The sequence below is a fragment of the Lachnoclostridium sp. An76 genome (assembly GCF_002161355.1).
GTDB classification, from domain to species: Bacteria; Bacillota; Clostridia; order Lachnospirales; family Lachnospiraceae; genus Mediterraneibacter; species Mediterraneibacter caccavium.
In genome coordinates this window covers 471,107-488,692 of record NZ_NFHL01000002.1, presented here as the reverse complement: position 1 = coordinate 488,692, position 17,586 = coordinate 471,107, and the positions used below count along the sequence as shown (strand labels likewise).

Here is a 17,586-nt window from a genome sequence, read left to right as displayed (position 1 = left end):
GAAAGGGGGCAAAGTTGCCCCCTAGATTGTTAGTTATAGATTTTGCCGGATAATCCTCGTAATAATCCTGTTGCTGATTTCATGAGCTGTCACCAGACTGCTCTCATGAGTTGTCTTTAAACTGCTAAGTTTACTGTCACCGTGATGGTTGATGTATGGGCCGTCCGGAATCCGGACGGCACCTTCCCTATCCGGTTACGGTTCCAAGCATTTCGTGTTCCACTACATACTTGATCATGTAATCATCGATCAGCCGTTTTTGCTGTTGGAACGCATACATAAGCGATTTTTCGCACACCCGGTTGACCATTCTCGGAATCCCGGCCGAAGCTTTATGGATCTCGTCCATTGCTTTGGTTGTAAAGATCTCCTGGCTGCATTCCGCATAATCCATATGGCTTTTGACATACTGTTCTGTCTCTGCCCGGTCCAGATGCGGGAGTGTACAGTACATATCGATCCGCTGGCGGATCGCCGCGTACCGTTGAAGTTTCAGCTTGTTGTCCCACAGTTCTGTCTGCCCTACGAGCACGACAGCCATGGGACTTACAGAATTGAACCTGTAGTTTAGAAGGAAACGGAATTCTTCCAGTGTTTCTTTCTCCAGCAGGTGTGCCTCATCCAAAACGCATACCACTTTTTTATGCTGGACACCATGGATGATCTCGATCTGCTGTTGGAGCTGACGTTTGGAATCGCCGCGGTAGAACCGTGCTTCCAGCCCCAGCTGGTCCAGCATCCCCTTATAAAACCACCGCGGAGTCAGCTTGGAATCGGAAAGATACAGGATGATATATTCTTCCCTCGGAAGTTCCGAATAAAACCTGCGGATCAGCGTGGATTTTCCACAGCCGGGATCTGCTGTTACGACCGCAAACATCTGCCGGTCTGCTACATAGCAGAGCCTGCCGAGCGTTTCCCGGAATGCATCAGACTCATAGAGTTTCTCAGCTGGGATATCACGGACAAAGGGTGTATGCTCCATTCCAAAGAAGGATTCATACATGATCATCCACCTCCTTCCGATAGGAAGCAAAGGAGATTGCATCGGCCATCTGGCGGGTCGATTCCGAATGTTTCTTTTCCAGCGCATCAAGGAAGCGCGAGGTTGTCGGAGTCTGTTCCTGCATCGCAGCAGGAAGTGTTGGGTTCTTATCACAGAACTCGCCAATCCTGACCGGCTGTGCGGTAAACGGCTCGTATCCCGGATAACTTACCGTAATGGTTTCGGGAGCTGCAGGATCATAGGAGATCTCAACCTTATATCCGATCAGAGCCGGTTTCGTTTCATACTTTCTGCCCCTGACACTGATACAGGCGCCCTTGTCCACTTTACGTGTCTCATGGTGCAGAAATGCTTCGGATACAACAGAGACATCCAGATAGGTCAGGGGACGGCTGTCACGGTTCCATTCCTGAAGGGGAGTGATCCCTGATTCCGGGACTGCCGCACCAAGGCTTTCGTAGTATTCGCTGATCCCTTCATGGGGTTTTTGGTGATAGTACGCATCAAGGAACACGGCCCACAGCCGGTTCAGCTCTTCCAGGGTTTTGATGTTTTTTAGTTTTGCCTCCCGGTTAAACATATCCACTACCTGCTGGAACTTTTCAATCTTCTGGTGATGGAAATCAATTATTATATTCAGGAGACTATTATGGAAGCTTACAAAGACAAAAACGGAACATAGTTTGCTTCTGCCCGCTATAAAAACTGGGCGGGCGAAATTCTCATTTGGACGAAAGAGGAATATCGGCAGTTTTCTGCCGTAATTAAAGATCGGCCTGCATCATTTATCGCATTTGAAATACTTTATTGGTGCGGTCTGCGTTTGGGCGAATTGTTGGCGTTGACTCCAATAGATTTTGATTTTGAGAAAAGCATTTTGGTAATAACGAAACGAAGGCGGAACGCAGAATCTTTCAGGAGCGCAGTTTGAGATTTACGCGAAAGACGGAGACTATACGATCAATTCTGTAACCGTAAATGCTTCCGTAAATGGAGACGCCAATGAAAAGGCCGGAGCGGTGATCTACGTTCAGAAGAGCCCTGAAGAAAAAGAGGCGGGTACATGGACTGAATTAAAGAACTTTGAAGATATTTCAACCGACCATACGGTAGATTTTGACGGTCAGGTTGTAGGCGTAAAAGTAGTTTATGCAAATACGCTGGAGTATTTTACAAGCGGAGAAATCGTACTTAATGTGACCTTCGCGAACCGCAGCGAAACTTCTACGGAAAACGACCATGAAGTAAGACGTATCATTAACCAGGCTGACATTTCATGAGCTGACACGTATAAGGACAGAGACGGAAACGAGCAGGAAAGAAACTACAATTTAAGTTCAAACGAGGTTATGGCGGAAATTCCTACTTACGAAGCTCAGCTTCCGGGAACGAATACAGGTGACAATACGGCAGTTATGCCATATATCATCCTTGGCGCTGTCGGCGCAGGAGGATGCATCGCGCCAGGAATCGCTTATAGAAGAAAGCGTAAAGTTTTTTAGAAAAAGTTTAATAAAATCGCTTTTTGAATTATTGTGGCGCTTGTGTGACCATTCTCTATTAACACTGGAAACAGGGCGTGGGAGAATATTGTAAATGAGTGGGAATAACTTTTAATTTCCGGGCTTCTGGAAAACAGAAGATCCCGGATTTTTTATGCCCTGAGATGTAAAAATGTGATAATGACGGCATACGGATCCGCAATCCAGCTGTACAGAAGAAGTTTTTGGCATAAAATAAGTCGCATTTTGGTAGATTTTGTTTTTTCAGATTTTTTTCGGGGGGGGGGTGAAAATATGTGAATTTCTGGCGATTTATCAAGAAGTAAGATAATAGGCAGAAGAGGGGAAAAATGTCGTTTATTGGTATAGTAGTGCCTGTTAATATATGATACAATTTTTCGGAGCCCTCAGAGCGGCATATTCTGCCGCAGGGAACAGCAGGAGGGACGAAATTATGATCGACATACATACACATATCCTGCCGGGAGCCGACGATGGCGCCCCGGATCTTGAAACCTCACTGCAGCTGCTGAAGGAGGCCGCTGCGGATGGAACTGACGAGATTATCGTGACTCCCCACTGTGCGCCGGCTTATGGCTTTTTTAATTTTGACAGAGATGAACTGGACCGAAGGCTGGAAATGCTTCGGAAAGCTGCGTGGGAGAGAGAAATCCGTATTCCGATCCATCCGGGGATGGAAGTGCTCTATGAAGGGCGCCGGGAGATGCTGTACCATGCAGAGGATTACTTTACGCTGTGCGGCAGCCGGTATCTGCTGATGGAATACTTCTTTGACGCGGAGCCCCGCGATCTTATGGAAGGGATCAGCACGGCCAGGGAATGCGGATATCTTCCCGTTATCGCACATCCTGAGCGCTACGGGTGCATCCGGAAGCATACGCATCTCGCGGCTCAGGCCAGACGGGAGGGAGCGCTCTTCCAGATCAATAAGGGGAGCCTGGCGGGACGGCACGGCAAAGCGGCGCTTATGTCTGCGGTGCGGCTGCTGGAACGGGATGAGGCAGACTTCATCGCGAGCGATGCCCACCACCCGGTGAGACGGGACAGCAGGCTGGGAGGCGTATACGCCTATGTGCGCGATACATTCGGCAGACGCCGGGCGGAAAGGCTCTTTGCAGAAAATCCGCGCAGAATCATTGAAGACCGGGATATTCAGGGGACACTGGGAGCATGAAGAGAAAGATCCTGTGCGCCGCGGCAGCGGCGGTTATATTGATAGCCTATTTCATATTTTTATTTCTATATACAAAGAAAGACTACAACGGAGCGCCGTCGATATCATTTGATACCGGCCATATTGAACTCAGTGTGCAGGATGACGCCGGTGCATTGCTCGAAGGCGTCACAGCCTCAGACCCGGAGGACGGCGACCTGACGGACCAGGTCCTGATCGACTCCATATCGGTCTTTGACGACCAGGGGAGGCGGACGGTGCGCTACGTAGTATTCGACAGCGAGAATACGCCCGCTCAGGCGGAGCGGACGCTGAGCTATACAGATTATACCCCGCCGGTGATCGGGCTGACAGGTTCCCTGGTGGTGGACAACCTGTCGGATGTGGAATTGAACCGCCTGGGCAGCGCCACAAGCTGTGTGGACGGGGACATCTCCAACAGGTTGAACGTAAAGATCGGGACATTGCAGGAAGATTCTGTACGGCTGGACTTCTCCGTTACTGACAGTACGGGGACAGAGGCGTACCTCAGCGTGAGCTGCGATTATGACCGCAGCGTCTATCTGGCCGACATCGTACTCGGGAACTATCTGCTCTATCTTCCGGCCGGGGAGACATATGATCTCAGATCCAATATCCGCGATATCATCATAAGCAAGCAGTCCCGCATGGAGCTGCTGGATGAGGTGGAGATCCAGTCCGGTGTAGATTTCAGCAAGCCGGGAACCTACGAAGTATATTATTATCTCGCCAGCGATACCGGGAGCAGCGGACGCGCCAAAGGGATCGTTGTGATACAATAGGGAGAAAACCGCAGATGGAAAAGAAAGAGACAGGGAGTCAGGACTGGAAACAGCAGGTCTATAATATCGTCCGCAGCGTGGCGCTGCGATGGCATCTGATCTGCCTGGCCGCCGCTGCCGCTGCTGCTGCGGGGGATCTGTTCCTTACGCTGTTCTATGTGCCGCAGTACAGGACGGAAGCATCCTTTGCCATGCACATGCCGGAATACGGCGCGGATGGGAGCGAGGAGTCGGAGATCGCGGAGGCATTCCAGTACATTCTTAACAGTAATGTATTCCTTGATAAGATACGTGAAGATCTGGATATAAATGAACTGCGCGGGACATACAGCGCAGAGGAAACGCCGGGGACAAATATCGTGACCATCGCGGCATCGGCGGAATCTCCGCGCACATCGTACCTGATGATGTATGCCATGATGGACCGCTACCGCGAGATGACGGATCTGGTCATCGGCAGCATGAGGATGGACATCCTGGAGAAGATGAGCGTGCCCCTGCAGCCTTCCAACCAGGTACGGCATGGCCGGAATATGCTGCTCTTCGGCGCTGCGGGCGCCTGCGCGGTCATCGTCCTGCTGGCTGCCAACGTATGGCTGCGGGATACAGTGAAGGACAGGAATACTGTGAAAAGCCGGCTGCAGATCCGGCTGCTGGGTAGCATCCCAAGCGAATCAAAAGTGATCCTGCGGAGCAGCGGGGTTCATATTAAAAAGGCGCTGCTGATCACACAGATCACATCCAGCCTGAATTTTGTAGAGACATTCCGAAGGCTCCGGGACCGGTTCGAGGCGTCGGCCCGGAAGCATAATTATAAGGTGATCACTGTGAACAGTACGATGGAGAACGAGGGCAAGACCTCCGTGGCAGTGAACCTGGCCATCGCGCTGGCGCAGCGGAAGCAGAAGGTCCTGGTGATCGACGGCGATATGGGGAAGCCGGCCGTGGGGAAGATCATGGACCTGGAGACGGCGGAAGGCCTGGAGGAGGTCCTCCGGGACAAAGCGGACCTTAAGAGCGCCGTGCACACCCACAGCAGGTCCGGCGTGGACTTCCTCATAACCTGCAGGGCCCTGGAGAACAGCAGCGAACTGCTGGAGCAGGACCGGATGCGGGAGCTGGTCGCGGAATGCCGTGAACGCTATGATTACGTCTTCATCGATACCCCGCCGGCGGGGCTGATGGGCGATGCGCTGATCATTGCCGGATACTCCGACGCAGTGCTGCTGGTGATCCGGCAGGACTATACGCCGGTGCCTCTGCTCAGCCGCACCATCGACCGTTATCTGGCTCAGGACACCCCGGTGATGGGCTGCGTGCTCAACCGCACTATGCCGGAACTGAGGAGACGGACACAGGCGGACCGAACAGGGGAGGTGCGGTATGGAACATAACTATGATACTATCGACCTCTACGACCTGGTCCGTAAGATCTTCCAGTTCCTGCTCCGGACCTGGAAGGCCGCGCTGCCGGTGCTGCTCCTTACCGCGTGCGGGACAGCGGCATTTATCCGGCTGTCCTATACACCGCTGTACGAATCCAGGGCCACCTTCGCGGTGACGAAAGAGATGAACGGAGAAGAAAACTATCTGTATAATAAGGACGCGGCAGACGAACTGTCCGTATCCTTCGAATCCATCCTGTACAGCGATGTGATGCAGGATGCCATGAAGGCGGACCTGGGGACAGAGACACTGCCTGCCAGTATCGTGGCGAGCCGGGTGGGGACGACGAACCTCTTCACCGTGGCGGCACAGAGTGAAGATCCGGAAGCGGCGGAAAAGGTCGTGCAGGTATTCCTGGATAATTACGCCCGGGTATTCCGGGCGGCGCTGATGGAGATCAGCCTGGAAATGATCGAGAGCCCGGAGGCGGCGTCTGTCTGCAATACGCCGGATTACCTGAGAGCGGAAACCTGGGCGTGCGGGGGCGTGCTTATGGCCTATGCCGTACTGGCCGGCGCGTATGCGTTCTTCCGACGGACCATTACCGAAGAAGAAGAGATCAGGGAATCCCTCAGGACCGGGTGCCTGGGCACCCTGCCGTACGTAAAAGCGGCAGAGCGGAAGAAAGGTACAGCCACGCCGATGATCACCAGGGACAGTTCCCGCAACTTCGAGATGAAGGAAGCGGTGGCGGCGGTCCGGCGGAGACTGGAGAAAGAAAAAGAACGGTCCGGCACATGCACCTATCTGCTGGCCGGCGCGTCAGAGGGAGAGGGCGTGTCCACTGCGGCGGCGAATCTGGCGCTGTCCCTGGCATACCGGGGATGGAAGACCGCACTGGTCGACCTGAACCTGCGGAAGCCCGCCCAGCTGAAGAGGATCCCAATCAAAAAGGATACAGAACTGCAGAATGTCATGCAGGTGGAAGGCACTGCGTTCCTCGCAGAGCGGACCGCACTGTCCGGACGGCTGACTGTATACGGGATACAGGAGCCTGCCGACAGGGCGGCGAAGATACTGGGAAGCCCCATGATCCGGCGTTTCCTGGAAGGTATGAAGGAACGGTATGATTTCCTGGTCATCGACAGCCCGCCGCTTTTGTCCTACGCAGACGGACAGACCCTGGCAAAGCTTGTGGACGCTGCCATATTCGTCCTGAGGGAGGACCATCTCTCTGTGGGAAAACTGGTAGACGCCATGGAAATGCTGAATGAGTCCGCACCCGCTGTGCTGGGCGGCGTCATGAACGGGAGCAAGATCCATGTATCCCGGTACGGTTATGGTTACGGTTACGGATACAGCTACGGATATAAGTACAGATATGGATACGGCTACCGAAAACGCTACGGTTACGGCAGCCGGGGAGAAAAATCCAAAGACAGAGATTCAGATAAAGTAAAAAAAAGGAAGGGAGAAAAAAGTGATGAGACTGAAAAGAATCTGTAAACACGCCTGGAAACGGCTGGTAGCAATGGCTCTCGTTATAGCGATGCTCAATACCAGCGTCGGTCCGGTCAGTGTGCAGGCAGAAGACATCGGGGAAACCGGCGTGGACGATCCGCAGACCGTGACGCTGTATACAGATGACGCAAACGGAAACACCGGAAATACCGATGGGAACGAGGAACCCGGAGAAGAATCCGGAGACGCTGCGGACACATCAGGCAGCGCCGGAGATACGGAAACCAAAGAGCAGGAGAATGTGCCTGCGGAGCAGAATGTATACGACAGCGGCCTGATCCGCATCTACAACCTTGAGCAGCTGGAAGCTGTAGGAACCGGGGCGCAGGTGTACTCCGGGGATGACTCCGCCGATACATTCGGAACCGGAGACGCTGTCACAGACGAAAACGGCAGCGCGGTCGTATACGGGAACGATGCGGCTTATATGCTGATGAATGAGATCAGCCTGGACAGCAGCGATCTCTGGCAGCTGCCGGCGGGATTCGCGGGAAGCTTCACCGGAACCGGCGGGAACGCGGGATCTCCGCTGTATGACGCAGAGACGGATACGATCTATATCTACAATAATTACCAGCTGGGAACAGCCAACGATCCGGAAGCGCTGAAGACCGTCATGTCCAACGATATGATCGCGGAAGAATTCGGCATGGGGCAGATCGTGTTCGCGGATGAGGCAGAGGAGACACAGCTGGAGTATACGGATGCGCATAATTATGTGCTGACAACCGATTTTACGTCGGAGATGCCGGAGCTGAAGGCGGCAGAGGTGCTGGATACAGAGAATGACGGACGTAAATTCCAGGGGCAGGTTATTTTTACTGCAGATGACGGGACAGAGTATATCCTGATTGGAAATGAGGATCAGCTGAGAGCAATTGGAACAGGAAAGCATGTGTATTCTGCAGTCTATCAAGCTTATTTGGGTGTTGGATGGCATATGGATACTCATAATGGCGAATATATTATGCTATATGGAGGTGATGCCGATCTTACACAGGAACAAAATGGTAATAAAACATATGATTTTCAAGCAATAGAGAAAGCGAGTTCTCAACTGAGTGATCACAAAGGAAATGCGCATGGGCGCTGTGGAGTAAATCAGAAAACAGGTGAGCCAGATCCAAATCTTGATATTGAAAATTCTGGTCATACATATGACAATGATGAAAATTATATTATTTTCCGCAATATAGATTTGTTAGCGACTGGAGAAAATTCTGATGGCGAAGACACTCCCTGGGAACCGCTCATGTTCTCCGGTAATATGATCGGCTCTGTAAATATGGCCGGAATCGATGTGGAAACAGGAGTGATTGACAAGTCGGCTATCGATCCCGTTGAGATTTCTAATATTACAGTGAATAAATCAGGAGAAATCGATCTGGAAAAAGATCCACAGGGCGCAGGATTTTTTGGTACGATCGGAAGCTTGCCGGGAGAAGATGGTAATATTCTCATGAGTAAGGGACTGGTAACGGTTACGGGGCTTGATCTGAAGAATGTTATTATTAAAAATGAAAGTACGGAAGTTAAACATGATGTCGGACTTCTCGATGGGATTGTGGGTGGCCTCGCATGGGTTTTGGATTTGATTTTAGGTTTATTTGGTATTGATTCCGTAGGGGATCTTTCAGATATGCTTTTGAATGGAATGGATGCGAATCCGTCTATGTTTGCGGCAGGGAGTTTCGCAGGCGCTATATCAGGTCAGGTAGAAATTTCGAAATGTTCTGTAGAAAATGCCACAGTTAATAATGTGGCGGACAGAACCGGCGGCTTTGTAGGAGATGTTCAGGGGAAGACGCTGTATACATTGACAGGAGTAGGAGAGCTTACAGATCTTCTGGCAAAAATTTTAAATGGTCTTCCGTTTTTAGGGCTTGGTAATATAGTTGATGTGTTACTCAATGGTGGGATTTTAGATTTAGATCAGTTAATCCCGGTTGGATTTGCTGCGCCTGTTATAAAGGATTGTCATTTAACAAATGTTAAACAGGATATTGGTTCAGCCAACACAAGTTTTAACGGTGGGTTTGCCGGAAGAATTGAAGGCGGTTTTATCCAGAATGTTACAATGACTCAGAATACTGACTTAACAGTAACGGGAAATAAATTTGCAGGCGGATTTGCAGGCAGTATCGCGAATACGGAAGTGAAGGGGCTGCTTGATCAACTCGATATTGATTTATTTGAAGCTGTTTTCAGTCAGTCGATAGTTTCTGATGTAAAAGTGAGCGGAACGGGAAAGATTACCGTTTCTGGTTCTGACAAAGAACAGACAACAGCAGCATATACAGGAGGATTTTCAGGATACATTGCAAGTAGTTATGTGATTCGCTGTGCAATTGAAAATCTGGGAAAAGTTTCTTCATCGGGCAACTATGTGGGAGGTTTTACGGGGTATACGTCACCCGGAGCTTCAATAACTTTGAACGAGGAATATACCGGAGTTACAAAAGTCAGTATATTGGACGATGTCCTTGAATTACTGAAAGATGTGCTGGCCGGTGTAGAATCTGGAAAAGATGATCTTCTCTCGCTTGTTGGTGTCAGCCCGGCACATATTTATGGATGTGAGGCATCCGGTCTTACAGGGGCAGAAATAACAGGAAAAGATTATGTGGGTGGCTTTGCAGGAAGAGCAGATGGTGCGAAGTTTGGCACCTCCAGTCAGGATACTTTGTCGAAACTTGATCCTGTTAAAGATAATAAAGTGTCATATAATGGAGAGGATATCCCATGCAGTGCAACAAATATCAGTGTTGTTAGAGGCAAGGAGGGGTATGCCGGCGGTTTCATCGGATATGCAGCTACGGCGAGCATGGCCGGAATCCTTGATTCTACATTGGTAGGCGCTGCAAATGTTGTTCCGGTTGAAGCGGATGGGGTTGTCATCCGTGGAAATTCTGCAGGAATGACTGTTCAGAATGAAAAAGGGGTGGCTGCAGGAGCAGTTGGCGCGGCTATAGGCACGAATTTAAAGAATGTTAAAGTTGAAAATGTAAAAGAGATCACATCTCCTAATGATGCGGCAGGATTTGTAAGTAAAGCCGGAGTCGGCAATCTTGTCAGTGCCGGCGGTCTGAATATCCTGGGATTGATTAAAATTAATTCTCTTTTATCAGTTGCAGGTGTAATTCAGGTAAATATATCAGATTCTTCTGTCTCCGGAATGGATGGCGGATTTACCGTTTCGTCCACAGGTGAAACTGACGGCAATATGATTCACAGAGCCGGCGGCTTTGTTGCTGATGGCGGAAGTGCGATTATATCAGGATCAACAGTTAACGGTCTGAAAAAAGTGTCAACAAAGGACGAAGAAAACGGGTATGCCGGCGGCTTTGTCGGTATTTCACAGACAGATGGGCTGGCAGATCTTGCTGATGACAATAATGAAGAAACGGTTCTGCCGGAAACAACATTAATTAGTATTACTGACCTGCTTACAGCTGTACCGTACCTTATACCGAAATATACAGACTGCGATGTCGTTTACGCGGAAGATACAGAGAATTATCAGGTAGAAGCGGCATGCGCCGGTGGTTTTGCGGGCAAGCTTGAAAGTGGAACGATCGATAATTCTCAAAAAGATAATATAGCGGTACAGAAGATATGTAATGTGCGCGGAAAATATTATGCCGGCGGCTTTGCCGGAATAGCAACATCCGGAGGTCTGGCGGCTTCCCGAGGTGGAATTGATCTGTTGGGAGCAAACGTTAATGTTGGAGATCTTGTATCTGTTCTTAATGTGTATATTCCGGTCATTAAGAATGCGGGGGTTTCTTCGGATAAAGGTTTAACCGTTGTATCTGACGGGAAAATAGAAACTGCGGGCGAGGAGACTGCTGCCGACACAGAAAGCAGCCTGAAGCAGTTTGAATCTAATTCGGGAAGCGCGGGCGGTTATCTCGGATTTGGCAGTGGAGTACAGATCAGCGGGTGCGATGTGAATAAACTTCGCCACACGAATGTACAGGAGCCGGAAGATCTGCAGCAGCAGGATGGAAGCGCGTATTTTGCTGAGGATTCCAAGTATGCGGTTAAGGCGCCTCAATATGCCGGCGGTTTTGTCGGAAAACTTGACATTGGTAACGCGGCAGCGGTTGGAAATGGACTCGGGGTTCTTGATAAAGTCCTGAATCTGCAGGAAGCGCTGGATGTATTGGATGTAGTTTCGAGCAACATAACAGATTCTGATGTGACCGGGGATGCGGGCGGATTTTCAGTGCTGGCTGACGGCAAAGAATCCGGAAAAGCAATCGGACATGCGGGCGGTTATGCCGGATCCGTGGACGGCTCATTAATTGAAAATAGTAATTCGCATAACTTTGCGTATATTATCGGTCAGGAAACGGCCGGCGGTTTTGTCGGGAACATGGAGCCGGGCAGTGTCGCGGAAGTGATCGGTGATGTAAATGTCCTTGGCGGAATTGCAAGCGTCGAGAATCTTGCAAGTATATTGAACTCCTTTATCCCGAGGATCCATTCATCCAGTACGGATGCAGTGCCTTGTGGCGGCGTAGTCCGTGCGGAAGCGGAGTCCGAAGAAAATGATGCCGGAGGGATTGATCTCAAGGGAGTTGCCGGCGGTTATGTCGGTTACAACAATGGCGGAGAGATTGAAGGTCAGAATGGTATTATCGCATCAGCTGACCGTATCCGTTCTGTATACGGATATGAGTATGCAGGCGGATATACCGGATATCTTCAGAATGCCAACCTTGTAGATACCGGATCAATCAGTCTCTTGTTCGGATTGATCAAACTTGATAATCCGCTGCAGGGGCTGCAGGCTGTATACGCTACACAGACGGATACAAGTGTAACAGGGCCGCTGAGAAATCTTTCTTATGACAGGTTCAGATCCTGGTATGAGAGCGTTGGAAAGAACGGCGCATACGGCAGCCAGTTTAAAGATCTGTATGACGGCGGAGCAACACTGTATGATCAGAATATTGAAAAATATATTTATGGTTATGAAGTGACTGCCGGAAGAGCTGATCTTGAAAGCAATGCAGATAAGAGAGCCGGTGTTGCCGGCGGTTATGTCGGAAAAATGACCGGAAGTATTGTTACAAACGGTCAGGCATATGATCTGAAACGCGTTGAGGCGATGAGAAGCGCCGGCGGCTATGCAGGCGAAATGACCATCGGAAGTCTTGCCGGCGTCGGAGGACTTGAGGTGGCAGGAGTACCAATTACTCAGGGATTAGATGTATTGCAAACGTTTGTTCCGGTGATCAACAATTCATCGGTAAGAGGCTATGCTTCAGGTATTGAGATCGAGGCGACAGGATATTCTGATCAGGAAAATGATCATCAGGGAAATGCCGGTGGTTATGCAGGTTATGTTCAGGGCGGAACCATTATGGGAACCGCGGATGCAAAGTGTGCTGTTAATGGAATAAAATCTGTAAAAGCCAGGGAATATGCCGGCGGTTATGCAGGACAGATTGTTCCGGGAAGCCTCGCAACGGTGGATACTTCTTCACAGAATGGCCTGCTTGAGCAATTATTAGGGGCAATCATCGGTACACCGGGCGATCTTGCAAGTTTATTAAATGCTACGATTTCAAGAGTTGAATATTCAGAAGTCACAGCATACAGTGATGCAGGATATGTTGTAGACGGGACATACAAGTCGGAAGGTACAGTTGAGGGAATCTTGTCTAAGGTTGACGGCTCAGAGAAATATGCTAAAGCAGTCGGTGGATATGCCGGAATGCTTCAGGGCGCAGTCATTGGTGACAGCGACATTGATACTCCGGGAATTGAGGGAAATCATGATTCTGCTGCCGGAGCAATTGTTAAAGGTGTCAGAAGAGTAACCGGAGGGGAATATGCCGGCGGATTTGTCGGACTTGGCGATGTGTCTGCAGTTGCAGAGGTGTCCGCTGGCGGAACAAGCATACTGGGAAAACTTCTGGGGCTTGGCGCACTGGACGTGCTGGATGCATTCAGGACATATATCTATGATTCCAGTGTGACAGGTTCAACAGCCTATGGACTGATAGTAAATGCAAAGGAAGGCATACAAAAAGAAAACCAGGAGGAAGGAGATTATACTGTTTACAGCGGAAGTGCCGGCGGATTTGCAGGAACTCTTCTGAACGGAACAATCCTGAATTCCAGTGTGGATGAACTGAAAGCGGTTGAGGCAGTAAACTACAGCGGCGGATTTATCGGACATAGTGGAAAGAGCGGTCTGGTAGATCTGGATGATGTAGGATTAGTAGAGGGTGCACTTGGAAATCTGCTCGGTGCAAACGCCGGAATCGCAGATGTCTGCGGCTCTACGATCAAAGACTCGACCGTGACCGGAATGAAAGGCGGTTATACTGTTAAGAGCAGTAATGGTGACGATGAGATTGCCGGAGGCTTCATAGGTAATGGCGATCTGGCGAGGATGGAAAACAATCATGCATCTGAACTGAAACAGGTCGCAAGTGATAAGACAGCCGGAGGTTTCATCGGCAAGACAAGTTTTGCTTATCTTATCCAGGTAGGCGTAAACAGCGGTCTGCTTCAGCCGTTAGTAGATCTTCTGCTTGCATTGGTAAATGGATTACTGCAGCCCGATAAGCTGCCGGATGATGGGATTATACATATAAGTCTTGGAGAAGAAGTACTTGATATTAAAGTGCTGAATGAGAACGGTGTATTATCGGCAACAATTCTTGGTCTTAAAGTTTCTGTGGAGCTTATAGATGAGAAGAGAAATGTAATTCAGGTTAATATTGGTGATTCTTCAATTACAATCCAGGCAAGTGGTGATTCGGTTACAGCTGAGGAAATTAAAGATGTTATCAATATTTCCTTAATAAAAGCCAACCGTACTCGTGTCGTTGATTCTACAGTGACAGGTACTTCTATTGGTTACGATGTTTTCGGAGCCGGCGCAACGAATGATGAGAAGGGCAGCGGTGATGGCTATGCTGGTGGTTTTGTCGGATATAATAATGAAGGACTGTTGGAAAACAATATCATGGATCTGGCAGATACCATTAAAGGGGCAGATGGAAAGATCGGTGAGTTCTCAGGAACAAGCAGTCTGAAGTCAAATTACACTGAGTTGAAAGATATCGAGGGAACCAATAACACTTACCACGTATACCGCAAATGGGACGATGGAAAGCTGACGCACATTTATAATAATAGCAACGTACTCAGCAGTAACGGCGCCAAAAAAGAAATCGGCGGAATTTCGTACTATGATTATTCTGTACAGCATATGCAGTATGAGAATATGTATAAGCATAATGATGTATGGAATGGCGCTTACCAGACAACTGCAAAGAATATAGCCAGATTCCCGGTTAATGTTTATGTATCCGGGGATCAGGCGGATCTGATGCTCGGAACGCCGACCTATGCAAATGAATCTGACATTGAGGATATCGAAAGCGAGATGCAGGATCCCTGCGCCGCAGAAGGCGATCATACATTCCAGAAAGTCTGGGTGGATGATGGAAACAGCGGAAATACCAGACCGTCTGAGCCGTCTGAGATTAATGTGACATTAAAAGCAGCGAAAGAGGATGGAACTGAGGATCAGGAAGCATCAGAATCATTTAAGATGGATGCTTCCATGGCGGGCTCTGATAAAGATGTGTGGACGACCTCCGTGGATGCGCCGATCAATTATGCGGATGCTGATGGAACAATTCACAAGTACGACTATACAGTAACGGAAGTGCCGATTAAAAACAGCAGTGGTGATCAGACCTACGCTACCATCTACAAAGATGTGGATGATTACACGCACCAGATCATCAACTACCTTCCGACTGAACTGATCCGGGAAGATACGGTTGTTATTGACTACGGCCTGTCAGTGGACATTGACGTGCTGACGAATGATAAGGCGCTTGAGAACGGCGGAAAGCTTGTTGCGGTGGCTGCAGAAAGACAGCCGGGAGCAATTAACGAAGATACGAAGCCGGAAGAAGGACAGCCGCAGGAGGATCCGGGGGTAATTCTGGATGAAACACTACTTGGCAAGGTGACAGACAAACTGGCATCGGGATTTGAAACTAAAGGTGAGGCAGCAGGCACTTACGGAACTGCTTACATCAAAGCCGGTGAAAACGGCGCGGCAGACGAAATCCGTTTCACACCAGATACGATGGAGATGGATTCCTGTCAGCAGATCATGTATGCGGTACAGCTGCCGGATAACAACGGACAGTCTCAGTACGTGTACGGTATGGTAACAGTCGTACCGGCGACGATTATCTACTATGAGGACAACTCAGGAGCTATTCATTATAAAGATGGTGGATATAGTACAGAGAAGCTGGAAGAAGATGAACTTGCGAACTTAACGGATGATAAGGATAACTGGAAAACTCATGGCAAATGGTCAATTGTAACTGATGGCAAGGTTCCGGGCTCTGACGTTCAGGATACGGACCGCCCGGGTGAAGCTGAGATCAAAGAAGTGATCGATAATGTTTACGGAAACGACACGCACTACAGGGACTGCAATACCTACAGCAACGGAAGTTCCCACTATGTACGTGTCAGCGCGGTAAATACCTACCAGAACGGCGGAACCTCTCCGATGGCGACTTTCACGTTCAAGGGAACAGGATTTGACCTGATCAGTCTGACGTCCAGAGATACGGGAGCCGTGACGATCCGCGTATATAAAGGTACCAATAATGAAGGCGAGAGGATCCTGAACCACACGGTAGATACTTATTACGGATACACATGCACTCGAGATAAGGAAACTGGAAGGCTGATATGGACGCCGGATGAGAGCTCTACTGACATTTTATATCAGATCCCGATCCTGAAAGAGGAGATGGAAGAATACGGTCAGTATTACGTGGAAGTTGTTCCAATGTATTACGACATGTATGACAAATATGATGATAAGTATTATGATATCTATGTAGACGCAGTCAGGATTTATGATCCGGCGGATCCGAAAGGTAATGATTACAAAGTTATAGAAGATGTGTATCAGACAGATGGTGAGAACCATCCGGATTACACGGAACTGCGGCAGATCCTTCTGAATGCAGATAATGTCGGCGGACAGATCCCGAATGGCGCTGTGTTTGTCGATGGAAACGGTGAGTTGGGTAACATTTCCGCATATGAGTCATTCGGACCGAAAAATGAGGTATATCTGGCGCCCGGACAGGCGATATCGTTCTATCTCTGGACGAATGAGAAGCCGGATAAAGTTCAGCTTGGTGCGAAACTCGCACTGGGAACGGATACAAAACTGGCTATCGCTACTGCGGTCCAGGAAGGTGATCCTGAAGCGGCAAAGAGCTGGAGCTTCTACAAGGTGAAGAACTGGGATATTAATACGTCCTACGATATGTATTACGAGTTCACGGACAACTGCGTCTGGGAAGAGGCAGATGGGGAAAATCCATATATGGCATACCGGACAGCGTACCCGATCGTAATCGCCAACCCTAAAACGCTTTATGGGGATGGTAAACTTGCTGAAAACGAAGATACAGCGATCCTTTCTCTTACCAATCTGCAGTGGACCGGAAGAACTTCCGGAGCTACGGAAGATGTTGAAGATCAGCCAGGTACTGAGGAAGGAACCATGCCGGGGCAGGATGATGTTCAGGCCCGGATGGCAAAAGCCGGCGCCAGAACCATGCAGGTGATGGCGGCAGAGGATACGCAGGACTCTATTACGTTGATGGCATCGGTTGCACCGGAAAATATACCGGCGGCATACTACTTCATCAATCAGTCTGACAGCAGTGAAGAAGATGGCGGCCAGACGACTCCTGGAGAGGGAGAAGAAGGCGGCGGCCAGACGACTCCTGGAGAAGGAGAAGAAGGCGGCAGCCAGACGACTCCTGGAGAGGGAGAAGAAGGCGGCGGCCAGACGACCCCGGGAGAGGGAGAAGAAGGCGGCAGCCAGACGACCCCGGAAACAGGAGATAACAACGCTCAGCAGAAGCCGGCTGGCCAGGCGCCCGGAAATAATGAAGATAGCGCCGGAGATCCTGCGGATAAGACGCCGGACAAGAGCGGATATAGTGCGGTACAGACCGGAGATATGGTTGCAGCAGCAGGATTTGCAGTTCTGTTTGCTATGATGGCATTGTCGGCCATCGCAGCTTCCGCGGCTGTGTATTACCGCAGAAAACGCAGATAAGAAAAAGAAATAAGAGCAGATCAGTAAAC

The 17,586-nt window shown here is 49.7% G+C and carries 8 protein-coding genes and 1 pseudogene; 7 read left to right on the top strand and 2 right to left on the bottom strand.

The genetic code is table 11. The features are described 5' to 3' along the window. Nucleotides 1–187: 187 nt before the first annotated feature. Together B5G27_RS06365 and B5G27_RS06360 are read right to left on the bottom strand one after the other, a co-directional pair. A complete protein-coding gene (locus tag B5G27_RS06365; protein ID WP_330399000.1) occupies nt 188–1,012 on the bottom strand; it encodes an ExeA family protein in 825 nt (274 codons plus the stop codon). Further along, nucleotides 999–1,586: a Mu transposase C-terminal domain-containing protein gene (locus B5G27_RS06360; protein ID WP_242958249.1), complete on the bottom strand. Its 588-nt coding sequence runs from the start codon at nt 1,584–1,586 to the stop codon at nt 999–1,001. Before B5G27_RS06360 ends, B5G27_RS06365 begins: the two co-directional genes overlap by 14 nt. Before the next feature lie 135 nt (nt 1,587–1,721). Here B5G27_RS06360 and B5G27_RS16865 point away from each other — a divergent pair. From B5G27_RS16865 to B5G27_RS06325, 7 genes and pseudogenes are all read left to right on the top strand, one after another. Continuing rightward, nucleotides 1,722–1,898 (top strand): annotated as a pseudogene (locus B5G27_RS16865) (site-specific integrase); the annotation flags it as partial. Nucleotides 1,899–2,025: 127 nt separating this feature from the next. Then, nucleotides 2,026–2,286 (top strand): hypothetical protein, encoded by a 261-nt coding sequence (locus B5G27_RS06350; RefSeq protein WP_087178069.1) that lies wholly within the window; start codon nt 2,026–2,028, stop codon nt 2,284–2,286. A 676-nt stretch (nt 2,287–2,962) separates the two neighbouring features. Then, nucleotides 2,963–3,703 (top strand): tyrosine-protein phosphatase, encoded by a 741-nt coding sequence (locus B5G27_RS06345; RefSeq protein ID WP_087178068.1) that lies wholly within the window; start codon nt 2,963–2,965, stop codon nt 3,701–3,703. Further along, entirely contained in the window at nt 3,700–4,506 is an 807-nt protein-coding gene (locus B5G27_RS06340; RefSeq protein WP_087178067.1) for a hypothetical protein, read from the top strand. The genes B5G27_RS06345 and B5G27_RS06340 overlap by 4 nt, the downstream gene beginning before the upstream one ends. Before the next feature lie 14 nt (nt 4,507–4,520). After that, nucleotides 4,521–5,900, top strand: a complete 1,380-nt coding sequence (locus B5G27_RS06335) for a polysaccharide biosynthesis tyrosine autokinase (RefSeq protein ID WP_087178066.1) — start codon at nt 4,521–4,523, stop codon at nt 5,898–5,900. Beyond that, the gene (locus tag B5G27_RS06330) at nt 5,890–7,398 is read left to right on the top strand and encodes a P-loop NTPase (protein WP_087178065.1); all 1,509 of its coding nucleotides are present in this window, start codon (nt 5,890–5,892) and stop codon (nt 7,396–7,398) included. The genes B5G27_RS06335 and B5G27_RS06330 overlap by 11 nt, the downstream gene beginning before the upstream one ends. After that, the gene (locus B5G27_RS06325) at nt 7,376–17,557 is read left to right on the top strand and encodes a hypothetical protein (RefSeq protein ID WP_087178064.1); all 10,182 of its coding nucleotides are present in this window, start codon (nt 7,376–7,378) and stop codon (nt 17,555–17,557) included. The genes B5G27_RS06330 and B5G27_RS06325 overlap by 23 nt, the downstream gene beginning before the upstream one ends. The last annotated feature ends 29 nt before the right edge of the window (nt 17,558–17,586 follow it).